This is a genomic window from Tenacibaculum sp. IB213877 (genome assembly GCF_034043975.1).
GTDB lineage: Bacteria > Bacteroidota > Bacteroidia > Flavobacteriales > Flavobacteriaceae > Polaribacter.
Map to the genome: position 1 here is coordinate 35,579 of NZ_JAXCHH010000006.1, position 16,539 is coordinate 52,117.

At 31.7% G+C, this 16,539-nt stretch carries 16 protein-coding genes; 9 read left to right on the forward strand and 7 right to left on the reverse strand.

Going from position 1 to position 16,539, the window contains the following annotated elements; genetic code table 11:
- Positions 1 to 5 precede the first annotated feature (5 nt).
- The 4 genes from SLH33_RS07745 to SLH33_RS07760 all read right to left on the reverse strand — a co-directional run bounded on the left by SLH33_RS07745 (position 6) and on the right by SLH33_RS07760 (position 5,987).
- Positions 6 to 521 (reverse strand): thioredoxin family protein, encoded by a 516-nt coding sequence (locus tag SLH33_RS07745; RefSeq protein ID WP_320418517.1) that lies wholly within the window; start codon positions 519 to 521, stop codon positions 6 to 8.
- A gap of 100 nt (positions 522 to 621) precedes the next feature.
- Positions 622 to 2,196 carry a peptide MFS transporter gene (locus SLH33_RS07750; RefSeq protein WP_320418518.1) on the reverse strand — a complete coding sequence of 525 codons (1,575 nt, stop codon included), beginning with the start codon at positions 2,194 to 2,196 and terminating at the stop codon, positions 622 to 624.
- Between the two features lie 29 nt (positions 2,197 to 2,225).
- Positions 2,226 to 3,761, reverse strand: a complete 1,536-nt coding sequence (locus SLH33_RS07755; protein ID WP_320418519.1) for an oligopeptide:H+ symporter — start codon at positions 3,759 to 3,761, stop codon at positions 2,226 to 2,228.
- Between the two features lie 6 nt (positions 3,762 to 3,767).
- Positions 3,768 to 5,987, reverse strand: a complete 2,220-nt coding sequence (locus tag SLH33_RS07760) for a S9 family peptidase (RefSeq protein WP_320418520.1) — start codon at positions 5,985 to 5,987, stop codon at positions 3,768 to 3,770.
- 144 nt (positions 5,988 to 6,131) lie between these two features.
- Here SLH33_RS07760 and SLH33_RS07765 point away from each other — a divergent pair, with 144 nt between their 5' ends.
- From SLH33_RS07765 to SLH33_RS07775, 3 genes are all read left to right on the forward strand, one after another.
- A complete protein-coding gene (locus SLH33_RS07765) occupies positions 6,132 to 7,865 on the forward strand; it encodes a hydroxymethylglutaryl-CoA reductase, degradative (protein WP_320418521.1) in 1,734 nt (577 codons plus the stop codon).
- Complete coding sequence (locus SLH33_RS07770) at positions 7,865 to 8,848, forward strand: GYDIA family GHMP kinase (RefSeq protein ID WP_320418522.1); 984 nt, start codon at positions 7,865 to 7,867, stop codon at positions 8,846 to 8,848. The genes SLH33_RS07765 and SLH33_RS07770 overlap by 1 nt, the downstream gene beginning before the upstream one ends.
- A gap of 81 nt (positions 8,849 to 8,929) precedes the next feature.
- Positions 8,930 to 10,138: an NAD(P)/FAD-dependent oxidoreductase gene (locus tag SLH33_RS07775; RefSeq protein ID WP_320418827.1), complete on the forward strand. Its 1,209-nt coding sequence runs from the start codon at positions 8,930 to 8,932 to the stop codon at positions 10,136 to 10,138.
- Here the strand turns inward: SLH33_RS07775 and SLH33_RS07780 are convergent, their stop codons facing one another.
- Genes SLH33_RS07780 through SLH33_RS07790 form a run of 3 tightly spaced genes read right to left on the reverse strand, consistent with a single transcriptional unit; the run spans position 10,139 to position 11,390 of the window.
- Positions 10,139 to 10,435, reverse strand: a complete 297-nt coding sequence (locus SLH33_RS07780; protein WP_320418523.1) for a hypothetical protein — start codon at positions 10,433 to 10,435, stop codon at positions 10,139 to 10,141.
- 55 nt (positions 10,436 to 10,490) lie between these two features.
- On the reverse strand, positions 10,491 to 11,111 hold the full coding sequence (locus SLH33_RS07785) for a hypothetical protein (RefSeq protein WP_320418524.1): 621 nt from the start codon (positions 11,109 to 11,111) through the stop codon (positions 10,491 to 10,493).
- A gap of 45 nt (positions 11,112 to 11,156) precedes the next feature.
- A complete protein-coding gene (locus tag SLH33_RS07790) occupies positions 11,157 to 11,390 on the reverse strand; it encodes a hypothetical protein (protein WP_320418525.1) in 234 nt (77 codons plus the stop codon).
- A 36-nt stretch (positions 11,391 to 11,426) separates the two neighbouring features.
- Here SLH33_RS07790 and SLH33_RS07795 point away from each other — a divergent pair, with 36 nt between their 5' ends.
- From SLH33_RS07795 to SLH33_RS07820, 6 genes are read left to right on the forward strand one after another with little or no spacing between them, the layout of a single operon-like run.
- Positions 11,427 to 12,506 carry a diphosphomevalonate decarboxylase gene (locus SLH33_RS07795; protein WP_320418526.1) on the forward strand — a complete coding sequence of 360 codons (1,080 nt, stop codon included), beginning with the start codon at positions 11,427 to 11,429 and terminating at the stop codon, positions 12,504 to 12,506.
- An 18-nt stretch (positions 12,507 to 12,524) separates the two neighbouring features.
- Positions 12,525 to 13,022 carry a hypothetical protein gene (locus SLH33_RS07800; protein WP_320418527.1) on the forward strand — a complete coding sequence of 166 codons (498 nt, stop codon included), beginning with the start codon at positions 12,525 to 12,527 and terminating at the stop codon, positions 13,020 to 13,022.
- 51 nt (positions 13,023 to 13,073) lie between these two features.
- Complete coding sequence (locus SLH33_RS07805) at positions 13,074 to 14,000, forward strand: mevalonate kinase (protein WP_320418528.1); 927 nt, start codon at positions 13,074 to 13,076, stop codon at positions 13,998 to 14,000.
- Positions 14,000 to 14,914, forward strand: a complete 915-nt coding sequence (locus SLH33_RS07810) for a geranylgeranylglycerol-phosphate geranylgeranyltransferase (RefSeq protein ID WP_320418529.1) — start codon at positions 14,000 to 14,002, stop codon at positions 14,912 to 14,914. The genes SLH33_RS07805 and SLH33_RS07810 overlap by 1 nt, the downstream gene beginning before the upstream one ends.
- A 53-nt stretch (positions 14,915 to 14,967) precedes the next feature.
- Positions 14,968 to 15,804: a pseudouridine synthase gene (locus tag SLH33_RS07815; protein WP_320418530.1), complete on the forward strand. Its 837-nt coding sequence runs from the start codon at positions 14,968 to 14,970 to the stop codon at positions 15,802 to 15,804.
- Between the two features lie 9 nt (positions 15,805 to 15,813).
- Positions 15,814 to 16,266, forward strand: a complete 453-nt coding sequence (locus tag SLH33_RS07820; protein ID WP_320418531.1) for a GAF domain-containing protein — start codon at positions 15,814 to 15,816, stop codon at positions 16,264 to 16,266.
- Positions 16,267 to 16,539: the final 273 nt, after the last annotated feature.

The window sequence follows — 16,539 nt, forward strand, 5'->3', positions numbered from 1 at the left end:
TCCTTTTAAAAAGAACTCTTGAAGTTTTTTTCGAAATCTCGCCACGGAGTATTTTTATAAGCATCTCCTCTAAAATAAGCTAATATTTTTTCAAATCTTTCTTTTGATAAATATCCTGGTACAGCTTGTAAGAATTGCTCTTCAGTATTAAAGAAAGCTGTTGACGGATAACTCATTTTTCCTTTTAAAATAGCTGCTGCTAATTCGTGGTATTTGCTTCTTCCGTTTTGAACAAATTTAAATGTTTTTCCTTTAAAATTGATATTGTCTTTCCCTTCTCCATCTAATTTAACAGCATAGTAATTATCATTAATGTATTTTACTATTACTTCGTTTTTATAAGTAGTGGCATCCATTTTTTTACACCAACCACACCAATCTGTATACAAATCAACTAAAATTGGTTTGGGGTTTGCTTTATTCAATTCGAAAGCTTCTTCAAAAGAAAGCCATTTTATCTCTTGCGCACTGGTAACTATTGAAGTTAACACAAAAAAAGCTGCTATTATTATTTTTTTCATATCTGTTATGGTCTCAATAAGTGTTCCAAACTTACAAAAAAACCTGTCAGTTTACTAAAAACGAGACAGGTTTTGATATTATTTTAAATAAAAAGAGCCGTTATTTCACTCCGTGCATTAATTTTCTCATTAAAGGATTTAAACCTGCAATAATTAATCCTGCAACAATAGGAATGATGGTAAAAATCAAAAAGAAACCTGAAATAGAGTAAGCTTTCTCAATCTCTTCAATATAACTACCTACTGTACCTGCCAACTTGTTCCCCATTGCAATAAATAAGTAATATACGCCAAACATAAAACCAATCCATTTAGCAGGAACTAATTTACTGATGTATGATAAACTTACCGGTGAAATACATAATTCACCCATTGTATGGAATAAATATGCTGCAATTAACCAAAACATACTTACTTTCATTACGGGTTCTCCAGCAACAATTCCTTGAGATCCTAACGATAAAAATCCGAACCCTAAACCTAATAACAACAACCCAAATCCGAATTTTAACGGACCAGACATATTGTATTTACTTTCCCACCATTTAGAAAACAATGGAGCTAATGTAATAATGAATAAAGAGTTTAAAATACCAAACCAAGTTGCTGGTACCTCAACACTTTCTTTTGAGAAATCGCGTTGAATTTTCCAACCAACAATCCCCCAAATTATGATAAAACTAATTGACAGAATAATGTTTCCTATTGCATATTTAGCAAATGTCTTTCTAAATAATAAGTATAACACATAAGTAATTATACCTAAAGGTAAAATGGTTAGTAAAGCATCTATGTACTTAAATAAAGTTCCAGAAGTACCAGTTAAGTTTCTTTGAGTATATTCTTCAGCAAAAATAGTCATAGAACCACCTGCTTGTTCAAAAGCAGCCCAGAAAAAAACAGTAAAAACACAAAATATACCTACTGCAAATAATCTATCTACAATTATATTTTTAGGCGTATTTTCTTCTTCATTTACATTTACTAAATCTTGGTCTCCATCAGCACCTACTTGTGCTACTGTAATTTCTTGTATTTTTTTTGGTGATAAACCTATATTTCCAAAAATATTCTGCGTGAAGTAGAATTGTAACATTCCAATAAACATAAAAACTCCAGCTAAACCAAATCCCCAAGACCAAGAGTAGTTTTCTCCAATATAACCACATAACATAATTCCTAAAAAGGCTCCAGCATTTACACCCATATAAAAAATAGAATACGCTCCATCCTTTTTATCAGAATGATCTTTATACATATTTGATATAATGGAAGTCATGTTTGGTTTAAATAAACCATTCCCTAACATTAAACATCCTAAACCTATATACAAAAATAAAGGAGTTTCTACCGCCATTGCTGCATGCCCTAAAGTCATTATCAATGCTCCTAAAATAACTGCCCATCTATAACCTAACAATTTATCTGCTATCAGACCACCAAAAACTGGCGTTAAATAAACTCCCATTGTATAGGTTCCGTATAATGACAATGCTTCGGCTTTTTCCCATCCAAAGCCTCCATTACTTATAGATGTAATTAAAAATAAAACCAATAGAGCTCGCATTCCGTAGTACGAAAAACGTTCCCACATTTCTGTAAAAAACAACACGAACAATCCTGCCGGATGCCCTAAAACTTTATCTTTAAATAGATTTTCTATGTCTGTATTCATATATGAAATTAAATTAGTGTTTTTAATAATTAGTGTACGTTACCCATTAACTTTTTCATTAGCGGCGAAAATAATAAAACTAATATTCCTGCTCCAATTGCATAATGAGCAATTAGTTCAAACCCATTAGTATATATTTCTAGTGTTTGCAACCCTCCTACATTAGTATCTGTACTTTCTACAGCTAATTGCTTAGAAATAAAACCTACTATTTGAAACGCATATGCTGAAGATAAGAACCAAATTCCCATCATAAAAGCTACAATTCTTTTAGGTGATAAATCGGTGATTTTTGACAATCCTACTGGCGACATAAATAATTCTCCAACAGAAATAATAAAATACATAGCAAATAAATACATAAAAGGTACCATTCCGTTTTCATCTGCGCTTCCTTTACTTATACTCAAAATATAAAAACTTAAACCTGCAAATAACAATCCTAAACCAAACTTGTATGGTGTTCTTGGATTTAAATTTCTTTTTGATAAAAATGCCCATAATAAAGAAATTGGAATTGCTAATAAAATAATAAACATTGAGTTTAATGAGTTGGTTTGACTCGCAGTCATAATACCACTTAAATCAACATTTCTTGAAGCAAACAACGTAATTACACTTCCTGACAATTCATGGAATCCCCAGAACAACGTCATAAAAAATGTAATTAAAACTGCCATAAACAGTTTTTTGCGTTCATCTGGAGTAGATTCTAACATTATCTTTCCTAAAAAGACAACAACTGCTACACCAATAATCTTAAAAATTAAACCAACAATGGTCTCATCTCCTAAAAATGATTCTCCACCTGCAATAGCTTTATAAGAAGATAGAATGTATGCGATAAGAGGCACACATAAAACAGCAATTATTGGTATTACAGTTTTTTGTGGAATTCCTAAAACAGGTTTTTCATATACTTCTTGATTTGGTGGTAAACCTTTATTACCAAAAACGTTCTTTTTAATTCCGCTCCAAAAGAAAATTAGTCCAGCTAACATTCCAATTCCTGCTAATCCAAATCCGTAATGCCAACCATATTCGGCCGCTAACCACCCACATAAAAGTGGCGCTATCCAACCACCAATATTAATTCCCATATAGAAAATGGTAAAACCTGAATCTTTTCTATCATCTCCATCTTCATATAAAGATCCTACAAAAGTTGAAATATTAGGTTTGAAAAAACCATTTCCAACCACAATAAAGGCTAGAGCTAAAAAGAATGCTGTATTATTTTCTATAGCTAATACAAAATGGCCAATTGCCATTAAAATTCCACCTAAAAAGATAGAACTACGCATGCCTAGAATTTTATCAGAAATTCTACCTCCTATAACTGTTGATGCATATACTAATGAGCCGTAAGAAGCGTAAACAACAGCAGTTGCTGCATCTCTTTCAACTATTGCTTTAAAAATTTCTTGCACCATATAAAGCGTTAATAAAGCTCTCATTCCGTAGAACGAGAAACGCTCCCACAACTCTGCAAAAAATAAATAGAATAGCCCTTTGGGATGGCCAAATAATTGTTGCTCTTCAGTGTTTTTAATAATTTCAGACATATATAACTATCCTTTTATTTTAGTTGGTTTGTTTTTGTTCACATTTAAATTTTCTTCGATAAAATTGGTCATCTTTGTAAATAAATGCAAACGTGTATTTTTTCCTTTATAAATTCCGTGGGTTCTGTCTGGATAAATGAATAGATCGAATTGTTTATTGGCTTCTACCAGAGCATTTACCATTCTCATCGTGTTTTGTTGGTGCACATTATCATCACCCGAACCATGCACTAATAAATAGTTTCCTTCTAATTTATCAGCATAGTTTATTGGTGAATTATCATCATACCCTTCAGCGTTTTCTTGTGGAGTTGTCATATAACGTTCTGTATACACCGTATCATAAAAACGCCATGAAGTAACTGGTGCTACTGCAATAGCTGTGGTAAAAATATCGTTTCCTTTCAAAATGCAATTGGTACTCATAAATCCTCCATAAGACCAACCCCAAATTCCTATGTTTTCTTTATCAATATAGCTTCTTTCTGCAAGTTGTTTTGCCGCTGCTATTTGATCTTCAACTTCGTATTTACCTAATTGTTTTTGAGTTACTTTCTTAAAATCGCGTCCTTTTAAACCTGTTCCGCGTCCATCAACACAAGCCACAATAATTCCTTTTTGCGCCAACATATTGTGCCAATAATCATTGCTACCATTCCAACGGTTAGCCACTTGTTGTGATCCCGGACCTGAATATTGGAACATTAACAACGGATATTTTTTGTTCTCATCAAAATCAGCAGGTTTAATCATCCACATATTCAGCTCATTTCCGTTTACTGATATCGTTGAAAATTCTTTCGGACTCATTTTGTACTCTGCTAATTCTTCTTTCAGATTAGTATTGTCTTTGATCACTTTCAGCATCTCTCCTTCTCCATTATATAAAGAATATATTGGAGGCACTTCAGAAGTTGAATGTGTGTTGATAAAATAGTGCATATTCTTACTGAAAGAAGCTGTGTTTTGCCCAACTTCATTACTCAATAATTTTTTATCTTTTCCGTCTAAGCCAATAGAATAAACTCCACGATTGATAGATCCATTTTCTACCGATTGATAATAAATTCGGTTATTGTCTTTATTAAATCCATAGTAATTGGTTACTTCCCAATCTCCTTTAGTAACCTGATTGATAAGTTTTCCGTTACTATCATAATGATAAATATGATTATAACCATCTTGCTCACTCGTCCAAATAAAGCTATTATCATCTAAAAAGGTAAGGTTATCTTGAATATCAACGTATGCATCATCCTTTTCATTCAACACTACTTTTGCATTTCCATTGGTATTTACAAAGTATAAGTTCAAATCATTTTGATGACGATTTAAGGTAGTTACACACAAAGTATTGGCTTCGTTTGTCCACTGAATTCTTGGAATATATTCATATGAACCCACATTAACTTTTGATGTGTTTTTTGTGTTTAAATTGAATAAGTGCAAACTAACTTTTGCGTTTTTTTCTCCTGCTTTTGGGTATTTGAAGGTTTGCATTGAAGGATACAAATCGTTTCCTGTTACGTTCATAGAAAACTCAGGAACATCTGTTTCATCAAAACGTAAAAAAGCGACATAATCACTATTTTTATTCCATTGAAAAGCACGTACAAAGCCAAACTCTTCTTCATACACCCAGTCCGTTGTTCCGTTAATGATAGCATTTATTTTACCATCTTTAGTAACCTGAGTAACTTGCCCGTTGTCTAAATTTTTGATAAATAAATTATTATCTTTTGTATAAGCTACCTTTTTGCTATCTGGAGAAAAAGTTGGTTCTTGAATATCTTCACCTAATAAGGTTAATTTTTTAGTAGCAATATGGTAAGCGTAGAATGTTCCTTTAAAAGAATGACGATACACTTTTTTAAAGTTAGCACCCAAAATCAATTGAGTTTCATCATTATTAAAATTGTATGAAGAAAAACTTTCTAACCCTTTTAAGTCTTTACTATTTACAATAGTTTCAACTTTTTCTAATGTTTGGTAATTGTACTTATCAACTGTAATCTCCCCGGTTTCTTTATCAGAATTTAATAAAGAGTAAAAATTCCCATTCATAGAATTCAACGCATTCATCCTTTTTGGAGAAAAGGTTCCGTTCCAAATTTCTTCTAAGGTAATTTCTTTAGTCCCGGTAGTGAAGTTAGTTGCTGATTTGGTTTCGGTTTTGCACGAAGTTAAGAAGATACTAAAAATTGCCAAATAGCATATTATTCTCATCAGATATAAATTTTTATTAAAAAATAACTGCCAAGTTTACGTAAAAAATAGGAAACTTTACCGTTATTTAACAGAAAACTATATTTAACAAAGCCATTTTAGCGTAATAAACTATCTTTGTTGCCGTATAAAACAGAAAGATAAATGTCGAAAATTATTTCAGGATTTTCAAAACTTACTAAAGAAGAAAAAATTGAATGGTTGGCTAAAAATTACTTTAATAACCAACCCAAAATTACAGAAACTATAAAGCAATATTGGAATGTTGATGAAAAATTACAACAACTCCATGACGATTTCATAGAAAATACCATTTCTAACTTTTACATGCCTTACGGTGTTGCCCCTAACTTTGTTATTAATGACAGAGAGTACGCAATTCCTATGGTGGTTGAAGAAAGCTCAGTGGTTGCAGCAGCTTCAAAGGTGGCAAAATACTGGAGTACAAGAGGTGGATTTAAAACCAAAGTGATTTCAACCACAAAAATTGGTCAGGTTCACTTTTTATATGCTGGTGACAAAAAAAATCTAGAGAATTATTTCAATCAAAATAAAACAGAATTATATGCTGCAACAGCTTCCATTACTAAAAACATGGAAAAACGTGGTGGTGGAATTTTAGATATTGTTTTAGTTGATAAAACTGATAAACTTGATAACTACTATCAACTTCATGTAACCTTTGAAACTAAAGATAGTATGGGTGCGAATTTTATCAATTCGTGTTTAGAGGCTATTGCTAAAAAGTTTGAAAAAGAGGATATCGAAATTGTTATGAGTATCCTTTCTAACTACGTTCCAGAATGTTTGGTGAAGGCAGAAGTGAGTTGTAAAGTGGAAGATTTAGGCGGAAAACATCCTGAAAAGTTTGCGCATAAATTTGAGCAAGCAGTTAAAATCGCTGAAATTGAACCGTACCGAGCTGTAACGCACAACAAAGGAATTATGAACGGTATTGACGCAGTAGTTTTAGCAACTGGTAACGATTTTAGAGCTATTGAAGCTGGAGCACATGCGTACGCTTGTAAAAACGGAAGTTATTCTAGTTTAACACATTGTGAGGTAAAAGATGGGATTTTTAGATTTTGGATTGAAATTCCTTTAGCTTTAGGTACTGTAGGCGGATTAACAGCTTTACACCCTATGGCAAAATTATCATTAGATATGATGCAAAAACCAAGTGCTAGAACTTTAATGCAAATTATTGCTGCTGCTGGTTTAGCTCAAAATTTTGCTGCTTTAAAAGCTTTAACTACCAAAGGAATTCAACACGGACATATGAAAATGCACTTGCAAAACATCTTGAATCAACACCATGCGACTGAGCAAGAAAAAGAAGAAGTTGTAAAGTATTTTGAGAAAAGGACTGTTTCTCATAGCGCTGTAGTTGAAAAACTAAATTCATTAAGAAAACCTACAATAAATTGGGTTGATTTTTTAAATGAAACTGAAGTTAGAAATAGACTTTCTAAACTAAGTACTGATGCAAAACCTTTATTTGGTAAAATGAACGGGCAGCAAATGGTGGAACATTTAAGTGTAGTAACTCAAATTGCCAATGGAAATTGGAAAGTTGACACGTATGTTTCTGATGAAAAAACAGCTCGCAGAAAACCTTTTTTAAATACTGATAGTGAATTACAAGTAGGCTTTAGAGCTCCATTTTTATCAGAAGATCCTACTCCATTACAATTTAACTCAATGGATGATGCAATTGATGATTTAATTGAACAAGTCAATCATTTTGTAAAAGTGTTTACTGAAGATACAACTAGAACAGTAGTTCATCCTTTTTTTGGAGAATTAGATTATGAGTATTGGAAAAAATTTCAAGTAAAACATTTTACGCATCACTTTAAACAGTTTGGATTAGTATAATGCGCTTTTATTCTAACGGAAAATTATTACTCACAGGAGAATATGTGGTTTTAGATGGTGCTAAATCATTAGCAATTCCAACAGAATTTGGACAAGATTTAGTAGTTGAACCTATTAAAGAACCTCAACTTATTTGGGGAAGTTTCACTAATGAAGGAACCTGCTGGTTTGAAGCGTCTTTCGATTTACCTAAACTTCGTTTAACCTCAGCAACATTTAATTCTGATAAAGAAGGAAGTGCCGAATTTATTGCAGAAACTTTACAAAACATTTTGTTAGAAGCCAGAAAACTATCCCGAGAATTCGGGACTGATTTTTTACAAACTGAAAGTGGTTTTGTGGTAAAAACAAATTTGACTTTTCCTCAAAATTGGGGATTAGGTAGTTCTTCTACTTTAATCAATAATATTGCTTCTTGGGCAAACGTAAATCGGTTTGACTTACTTTGGAATGCTTTTTCTGGAAGTGGATATGACATTGCTTGTGCCCAAAATAATTCTCCTATTTTTTATCAATTAGAAGATAAAAAACCAAAAATTGAAACAATAGATTTCAATCCGAGTTTTGCAGATGAATTGTTTTTTATTCATTTAAATCAAAAACAAAATAGTAGAGAGGGAATTGCACAATACCGAAAATATCAAAAAGAGAGACCTCTCGACTCCGCTCTAGGTGACATCAATGATATTTCTACTTTATCTGATGAATTTGTGAATGCAAAATCCGCCAACGATTTGAATAAAATTATTGTTGAGCATGAAAGAATTATCAGTTCAATCATCAAATTAGACCCCGTAAAAAACAATTTATTTTCCGATTATTTTGGTGAAGTAAAAAGTTTAGGTGCTTGGGGTGGAGATTTTGTGTTGGCAACAGGAAACAGCGACACTCCCAAATATTTTAAAGAAAAAGGATTCAATACAATTTTGAATTACAAAGAAATGGTGAAACCCTCCCAAATACTCCCAAAAGGAGGGAGATAACACTTCATAAACTATAAAACATTGAAAAACAACGATACATATAAAAAAACTCAAAATGTCCCCCCTTCGGGTGATAGGGGGCTGTCAATAGTTATTATTGGTGGTGGTGCAGCTGGTTTTTTTACTGCAATTAATGCGAAAGAATTAAATCCTGATTTAGACATAACTATTCTCGAAAAAGGAAAAGATGTTTTACAGAAAGTAAGAATATCTGGTGGTGGTCGTTGTAATGTTACGCATGCTTGTTTTGCCCCTAAAGAACTAACAAAATTCTATCCTAGAGGAAACAGAGAGCTTCTTGGACCTTTTCATCAGTTTATGACGGGTGATACTTTTGAGTGGTTTGAAAACCGAGGTGTTCCGTTAAAAATTGAAGATGATAATAGAGTTTTTCCCGAAGCAAATACTTCTCAAGCCATTATCGATTGCTTTCAAAAAGCTGTTGAAAACCTCAATATTAAAGTGTTAACAAACCGCGGAGTAACTTCATTTTATCAACAAGACTCAAAATGGGTTATTAACACAAAAAATGAAGAATTTATTGCTGATAAATTAGTTATTGCAGCTGGTAGCAGCAAGAAAATATGGGAGATGTCTCAAGAATTGGGACATAGTATTATTGACACAGTTCCGTCCTTATTCACTTTCAACATTAAAGATGAAAGAATTACAGATTTAGGTGGAATTTCAGTACCAAATGCTACTGTTAATATCTTAGATACAAAATTAGAAAACTACGGTCCGTTGTTAATCACGCATTGGGGATTAAGTGGACCCGCAATTTTAAAATTATCGGCTTTTGGCGCTAGAATTTTAGCGGAGAAAAACTACAAATACGAAGTGGAAGTTAATTGGTTATCAAAATCTTCTGAAGAGGTTTTAGAAGAACTTAATCAATTGAAGAAAACCAACGCAAAGAAACAAATCGGGTTAAAATCTCCTTTTACTGAGATTCCACGAAGATTATGGGAACGATTGTTAATTGCTTCCTCTATAAAACTAAATCAGAATTGGGCAGATTTGAATAAAAATCAACTTCAAAAGCTAGCAACCCAACTTACAAAAGCAACCTTTAAAGCGGAAGGAAAATCTACTTTTAAAGAAGAATTTGTTACTGCCGGTGGTATTGATTTAAAAGAAATCAATTTTAAACGTTTTGAAAGTAAACTACATAAAAACCTCTTCTTTATTGGCGAAATTTTAAATATTGACGCCGTAACAGGAGGTTTTAACTTTCAAAATGCTTGGACCGGTGGCTATATTTGTGCAAATGCTTTAGCAGAAGAATAACTATTCTTCCTCGTCACCTTCTTCGTAGCAGTTAAAAATGATTGAATACCCGTACTCTTTTGCTTCTTGATAAAATTCTCTTAAATCTTCATCCAATTCTTCTTCCCCATCAATTACATAGTAATCATCATCAATGCTTTCAACTTTCCAACCCTCATCTTCAATATAAAACTTAGCTAATTGTAAAGCTCCCTCTACATCTGCATAGTTAATATAAACGCTTACAAAAGCGCCTTTTACTTCGTTAAAATACTCTGATTCTTTTCCTGGAACTGCGTGTGCGTTAATTAAATACATAGCTTGTAAATTTTAGTGTAAGTTACAAATTTTAGAATAGTTTTGAGTAAAAAAATTAATAACTCATTACTGTACCGAAATATAAAAGCTGAAAAGTCTTTACATCCAATAACAAATAATTCATTGTCATCATCATACCGTAATTAGATTTATCGTAAAACAGATATTCGAAAAAATCTATTTCTCTTTCATCTGCATAAAAAACTCCTTTTGTATTAAAATGTTCGTCTATAAAATTATCTAAATGTGTTAAACGATGAATATTTATGGTTGATGAAAAATTGTATAAACTATCTATTTTAATTTTTAATTTCTCCCCTTTAGAACTTAAATCACCTCTAGAGGTAAAAAGTAAATTTTCATAAAAATCATCATCAATCAACTCATATAAAACCCGCTCTGAGTCAACTTCTTTTTGAATTTTTTCTATATACCCAACTAGATTGTTAGAAAGCCTATTTAATTCACCTATTTTCTTTTTCACCTGATGAAACATTAACGGCTTATCATCTGCTTTTTTTTCAAAATCTAGAGTTCGTGCTTTAATAATATCACTGCTCACTCCTATTGCTTCTTTAATTGAATTATGGGCAGCATAAGATGAGAATTTATATTGTGCCTTACCAGTGAACGACACTAAACACAAAAGCGTTAAAAAAAATACGCTTACTTTCATAACAGGATAATTTATGTTTGTAATATAGTGTATTTTTCCAAATAATTAAGCCAATTCACCTCTATGAGGTTTTAGAGCATCTCTAAAAGTTTTCATATGTTCTTCATCAACTACAATATAAGCTACTGTATGGAAAGGATTTAATTGCTTAGCATCCACCTCATGATACGGTAAATTATCAATTGCAGCAAACTCTCTTAAATGAATACAATGATGTTTGGCGGTTTCATATCCATCTGGACCTTTAAAATCCCAAATCAATTTTATTTTTCTGTTCATATTGCAAAGTTATATCTTTGTGCAAATTTTCAACCATTGAATACTTCAGAATTTTTATTTATAACTAAAGATAAAGCAATTGATAGTGCAAGTTTTACTTGGCAAACACCAAGCAATATTGCTTTAGTTAAATATTGGGGAAAAAGCGATCCGCAAATTCCAAAAAATGCTTCAATTAGTTTTACACTAAACAACTGCCATACTACCACAAAAATTAATTTTTCTAAAATTAATAAAGTTGAAAAAGCAGATTTTGAGCTATATTTTGAAGGAAAGAAAAAAGACGACTTTAAACCTAAAATTGCAAAATTCTTTGAAAGAATTCAAGAATATTGTCCTTATATTTTGGAGTACAAAATGGAAATACATTCAGAAAATTCTTTTCCTCACAGTAGCGGAATAGCCTCATCTGCAAGTGGCATGAGTGCTATTGCTATGTGCTTATTAAGTTTAGAAAAAGAATTGAGCCCTGAAATAACTACTGAGCATTTTAATAAAAAAGCCTCTTTTTTAGCTCGTTTGGGTTCTGGTAGCGCTAGCAGGAGTATTGAAGGCCCTTTAGTAGTTTGGGGAGAGCATCCAGAAATTAAAGGAAGCTCAGATCTATTCGGAGTAAAATTCCCATACAAAGTCCACCCTATTTTTGAAGATTATCAAGACGCTATCTTATTAGTTGACAAAGGAGAAAAGCAAGTTTCAAGTACCGTTGGTCATAATTTAATGCATGATCATCCATATGCAGAAAACCGTTTTAAACAAGCTAACGAAAATTTATCTAAGCTTTCTAAAATTCTTCAGAGTGGAGACATGAAACAATTCATCAATTTGGTTGAGAGTGAAGCTTTAACGCTTCATGCGATGATGTTAACAAGTAATCCGTATTTTATTTTAATGAAACCTAACACTCTGGAAATCATAAATCAAATATGGAAATATAGAGAAGAAAACGACAGTAATATTTGTTTTACATTAGACGCAGGAGCCAATGTTCATGTACTTTATCCAGCATCTGAAAAAGAGGCTATTAATCAGTTTATTAAGAATACTTTAGCAGCATACTGCCAAAAAAATCAGTATATTTGTGATAAATCAGGTTATGGCGCAAAAATACTATAACCTATAAACCCTCAAAATATGAAAACTTCAACATTACTTATAGCAATGTTTGTTAGTTTTTTAACAACAAGTACATTAGTAGCACAAGACACCGTTTGGTTTGATGCCAATTGGCAAATAACCACAAAAAACAATGGTGAATATTATCGCCCAAAACCTAAAAAAGTAGAAAATGGCTATTGGATTGTAGATTATTACAAAGATGGTCAAATTCAAATGGAAGGTTTAAGCACTACCAATACTCCTTTAGAAGAAGAGTTTGAAGGTTTGATTTCCTATTATCACCCAAACGGAAAGCCTTATCATAAAGCTAATTATAAAAATGGTAAGTTAGACGGTTTAAGAAGAGTGTATTTTGAAACTGGCGAACTTAAAGAAGAAGGAAATTATGTAGATGGGAAAAAAGAAGGTAATTGGAAAACCTATTATAAAAACGGAAAAATAGAAACAAAAGGAAAATACAGAGACGGTGAAAAAGTTGGCGTTTGGAAAACTTTTTACAAAAATGTTTACTAATTGATTTTCAGTTTATTTTTTCGTGTAAATTTGGCATTTTAAAAAAAGTAAATGAAAGGACCTTTATTTTATGCAAAAATATTGCTCTTTGGTGAGTATGGAATTATTAAAGATTCTAAAGGATTAGCAATTCCTTTTAACTCATATAAAGGAGCATTAAAATCGGCTCAAAACTTAACAGGAGAAGCACAAAAATCAAATGAAAGTTTAGCTAGATTTTATTCATACCTATCAAATTTAGAAACTGATATAGTTTCTTTTAATTTAGAAGAATTAAAAAGAGATATTGATAATGGTATGTACTTTGACTCATCCATCCCACAAGGATATGGAGTAGGTAGTTCTGGAGCTTTAGTTGCTTCAATCTACGATAAATATGCTACCGATAAAATAACTGTACTAGAAAACCTAACTAGAGATAAACTTTTAAAGCTTAAACAAATTTTTTCTTTAATGGAATCTTTTTTCCACGGAAAAAGTTCTGGTTTAGACCCTTTAAACTCTTATTTAAGCTTACCTATCTTAATCAATTCTACAGAAAATATTGAACCTGCCGGCATTCCATCTCAAAAAGAAGGAAAAGGAGCTGTTTTCTTATTAGACTCTGAACAAGTTGGTGAAACAGAACCTATGGTTAACATCTTTATGAATAAGATGAAAAATGAAGGTTTTAGAAAAATGATCAGTGAAGAGTTTGCTACGTATACAGATGCTTGTATTGATGATTTCTTAAAAGGAAATGTAAAATCATTATTCGGTAATGTTAAAAAACTATCTAATGTAGTTTTAACAAACTTTAAACCTATGATTCCTACCGCTTTCCATAAAGTATGGGAACAAGGTTTACAAACCAATGATTATTATTTAAAGCTTTGCGGATCTGGTGGCGGTGGCTATATTTTAGGTTTTGCAGAAGATTTTGAAAAAGCACAAGAAAGTTTAAAAGATTATAAATTAGAAGTAGTTTATAGATTTTAATGGATACTAACAACAGAAGTATATTCTACAAATTTTTTAGCCTACTGTCTGTTGTAAGAGGTTACAATATACTAGTGTTAATAGCTGCTCAATATTTGGCAGCTATTTTCATTTTCTCAGAAAAAAAATCCGTCAAACCTATTCTTTTTGACTGGCATCTACTCTATTTAGTTTTAGCTACCGTTTGCGTAGTAGCTTCTGGTTATATTATCAACAATTTTTACGATGTAAAAGCTGATCGGATTAACCGTCCTTTAAAATCAGGATTAGACGCTTATGTAAAGCAAGAAACTAAACTGATGTTGTATTTTACTCTAAACTTTATTGGTTTTGGATTTGGTTGGTTAGTTTCTTGGAGAGCTGCTCTTTTCTTTTCAGTTTATATTTTTGGAATTTGGTTTTATTCTCATAAACTAAAGAAATATCCACTTACTGGTTCAATCACAGCTACCATATTAACGCTTTTACCTTTTTTTGTTGTTTTTGTACATTATAAAAACTTCTCAAAAGTAATTTTTGTGCATGCCTTTTTTTTGTTTTTAGTAATTATGGTTAGAGAGTTTATAAAAGATCTAGAAAACATAAAAGGTGCTATTGCTAATAATTACAATACTTTTCCTGTTGCTTATGGCGAAAAAAAAACCAAACAACTTATTGTCTTATTATTAGTGTTAACATTGGTTCCTGTTACAATTCTTTTTAACTATCCTGCCATACAATACATGAAATATTACTTCTACTTAGCAGGCTTTGTGCTTGTATTTGTTGGTATATATATACATAAAGCCACCCATAAAAATCAATACAGATTATTACATAATATTTTAAAAATCTTACTTTTAATAGGTGTCTTTAGCTTACTCTTTATAGATCGAACATTAATTTTAGACAAAGTAGTTGAGGTTTTAGATTAAAAATCAAACATTTAACGTATCTTTGCACACATTTTTTAAAAAAGACATTCAAAATGAACAAAAATAACTCGTCGAGAGGACGACAAGCTGGTAAAAACAGCAAATCTCCTCAAAGAAATCAATTCAAAAAAGACTTTAAAAAGCCTTTAAAAAACAATAAACCCATTGAAAAAAAGGAAAACGAAGGTGTTCGTTTAAACAAGTTCATTGCCAATTCAGGAATTTGCTCTCGTAGGGAAGCAGATACATACATTGAACAAGGTAGCGTTACCGTTAATGGTAAGTTGATTACAGAAATGGGTTACAAAGTACAACCTACCGATGAAGTACGTTTTGACGGAACTCAAATTTCTTTAGAGCAAAAGCGTTATATTTTATTAAACAAGCCCAAAAATTACATCACTACAATGGAAGATGACAGAGGGAGAAAAACTGTAATGGAACTTGTTGCCAATGCTACTAAAGAACGTGTGTACCCTGTTGGGAGATTAGATCGAAACACTACAGGTCTTTTACTTTTTACAAATGATGGTGAAATGGCTAAAAAGTTAACGCACCCTAAACACAATGTTCGTAAACTATACCACGCTACACTTGACAGAAAATTAACTCTTTCTGACCTAGATAAATTAAGAGGCGATGTAATTATTGAAGGAAGAAAAGTATTTATTGATGCTGTTTCCTACGTAGAAGGTCAGAAGAAAAATGAAGTTGGAATAGAAATTCACTCAGGCAGAAACCGTATTGTACGTAAAATTTTTGAACATTTTGGTTACAATGTTACTAAACTAGATCGCGTGGTTTTTGCAGGATTAACTAAAAAGAATTTGCCTCGCGGTAGATGGAGAGAATTAACTCAATTAGAAATTAACAATTTAAAAATGATCTAATTATCCCTCATGAATATTGAATCTATTAAAACTAAAATCAATAGTATTCTAAGCAATACTATTACAACTGAAGAAAAACTACAAGCTATTTGTGATTATTTAAAATCAGAAATCTCTTATTATGATTGGGTTGGTTTTTATTTTAAAAATGGAAATAAAGAAGAATTAAAATTAGCTCAATTTGCTGGTGAACCTACAGAACACACTATTATTCCTTTTGGTAAAGGAATTTGTGGTCAAGTTGCTGTTAGTAATGAAAACTTTGTAGTTCAAGATGTAACCGAACAAGACAACTATATTTCTTGTGGTTGGAAGGTAAAATCAGAAATTGTAATTCCCATTTTTGTAAATGGAGAAAACATAGGTCAAATAGATATTGATTCTCATACAATTAATCCTTTTACTAAAAAAGACGAAGAGTTACTAGAGTACATTTGTAAGGAAATTGCAGTTTTTTTGTAAAAAAATAGGTAAACACTTGGTTGTTAAGTTTTTTTGTATATATTTGTTAGCACAAAAATTATTTACTAACTCTTTTAATCCCCTATTAACATGAGTAAGCAATTCCCCTCTTACGAAGTTTTGGGCAATACAGCCCAAACAGAAAAATTGACCTTTCTTCAAAAATTTGCACTTTGGTTTCGTGATTTCTTAGAAAATGCAGAATAAAAGTTATTTGAAGCGTCGGAAAAAAATCGGAAAAGTGAGCTATAAACAGCAATAAACTTTTCCGAT

Coding starts and splice junctions, on each gene's coding strand:
- SLH33_RS07745 (WP_320418517.1), bottom strand. CDS start 521: ATGAAAAAAATAATAATAGCAGCTTTTTTTGTGTTAACTTCAATAGTT.
- SLH33_RS07750 (WP_320418518.1), bottom strand. CDS start 2,196: ATGAATACAGACATAGAAAATCTATTTAAAGATAAAGTTTTAGGGCAT.
- SLH33_RS07755 (WP_320418519.1), bottom strand. CDS start 3,761: ATGTCTGAAATTATTAAAAACACTGAAGAGCAACAATTATTTGGCCAT.
- SLH33_RS07760 (WP_320418520.1), bottom strand. CDS start 5,987: ATGAGAATAATATGCTATTTGGCAATTTTTAGTATCTTCTTAACTTCG.
- SLH33_RS07765 (WP_320418521.1), top strand. CDS start 6,132: ATGTCGAAAATTATTTCAGGATTTTCAAAACTTACTAAAGAAGAAAAA.
- SLH33_RS07770 (WP_320418522.1), top strand. CDS start 7,865: ATGCGCTTTTATTCTAACGGAAAATTATTACTCACAGGAGAATATGTG.
- SLH33_RS07780 (WP_320418523.1), bottom strand. CDS start 10,435: ATGTATTTAATTAACGCACACGCAGTTCCAGGAAAAGAATCAGAGTAT.
- SLH33_RS07785 (WP_320418524.1), bottom strand. CDS start 11,111: ATGAAAGTAAGCGTATTTTTTTTAACGCTTTTGTGTTTAGTGTCGTTC.
- SLH33_RS07790 (WP_320418525.1), bottom strand. CDS start 11,390: ATGAACAGAAAAATAAAATTGATTTGGGATTTTAAAGGTCCAGATGGA.
- SLH33_RS07800 (WP_320418527.1), top strand. CDS start 12,525: ATGAAAACTTCAACATTACTTATAGCAATGTTTGTTAGTTTTTTAACA.
- SLH33_RS07805 (WP_320418528.1), top strand. CDS start 13,074: ATGAAAGGACCTTTATTTTATGCAAAAATATTGCTCTTTGGTGAGTAT.
- SLH33_RS07810 (WP_320418529.1), top strand. CDS start 14,000: ATGGATACTAACAACAGAAGTATATTCTACAAATTTTTTAGCCTACTG.
- SLH33_RS07815 (WP_320418530.1), top strand. CDS start 14,968: ATGAACAAAAATAACTCGTCGAGAGGACGACAAGCTGGTAAAAACAGC.
- SLH33_RS07820 (WP_320418531.1), top strand. CDS start 15,814: ATGAATATTGAATCTATTAAAACTAAAATCAATAGTATTCTAAGCAAT.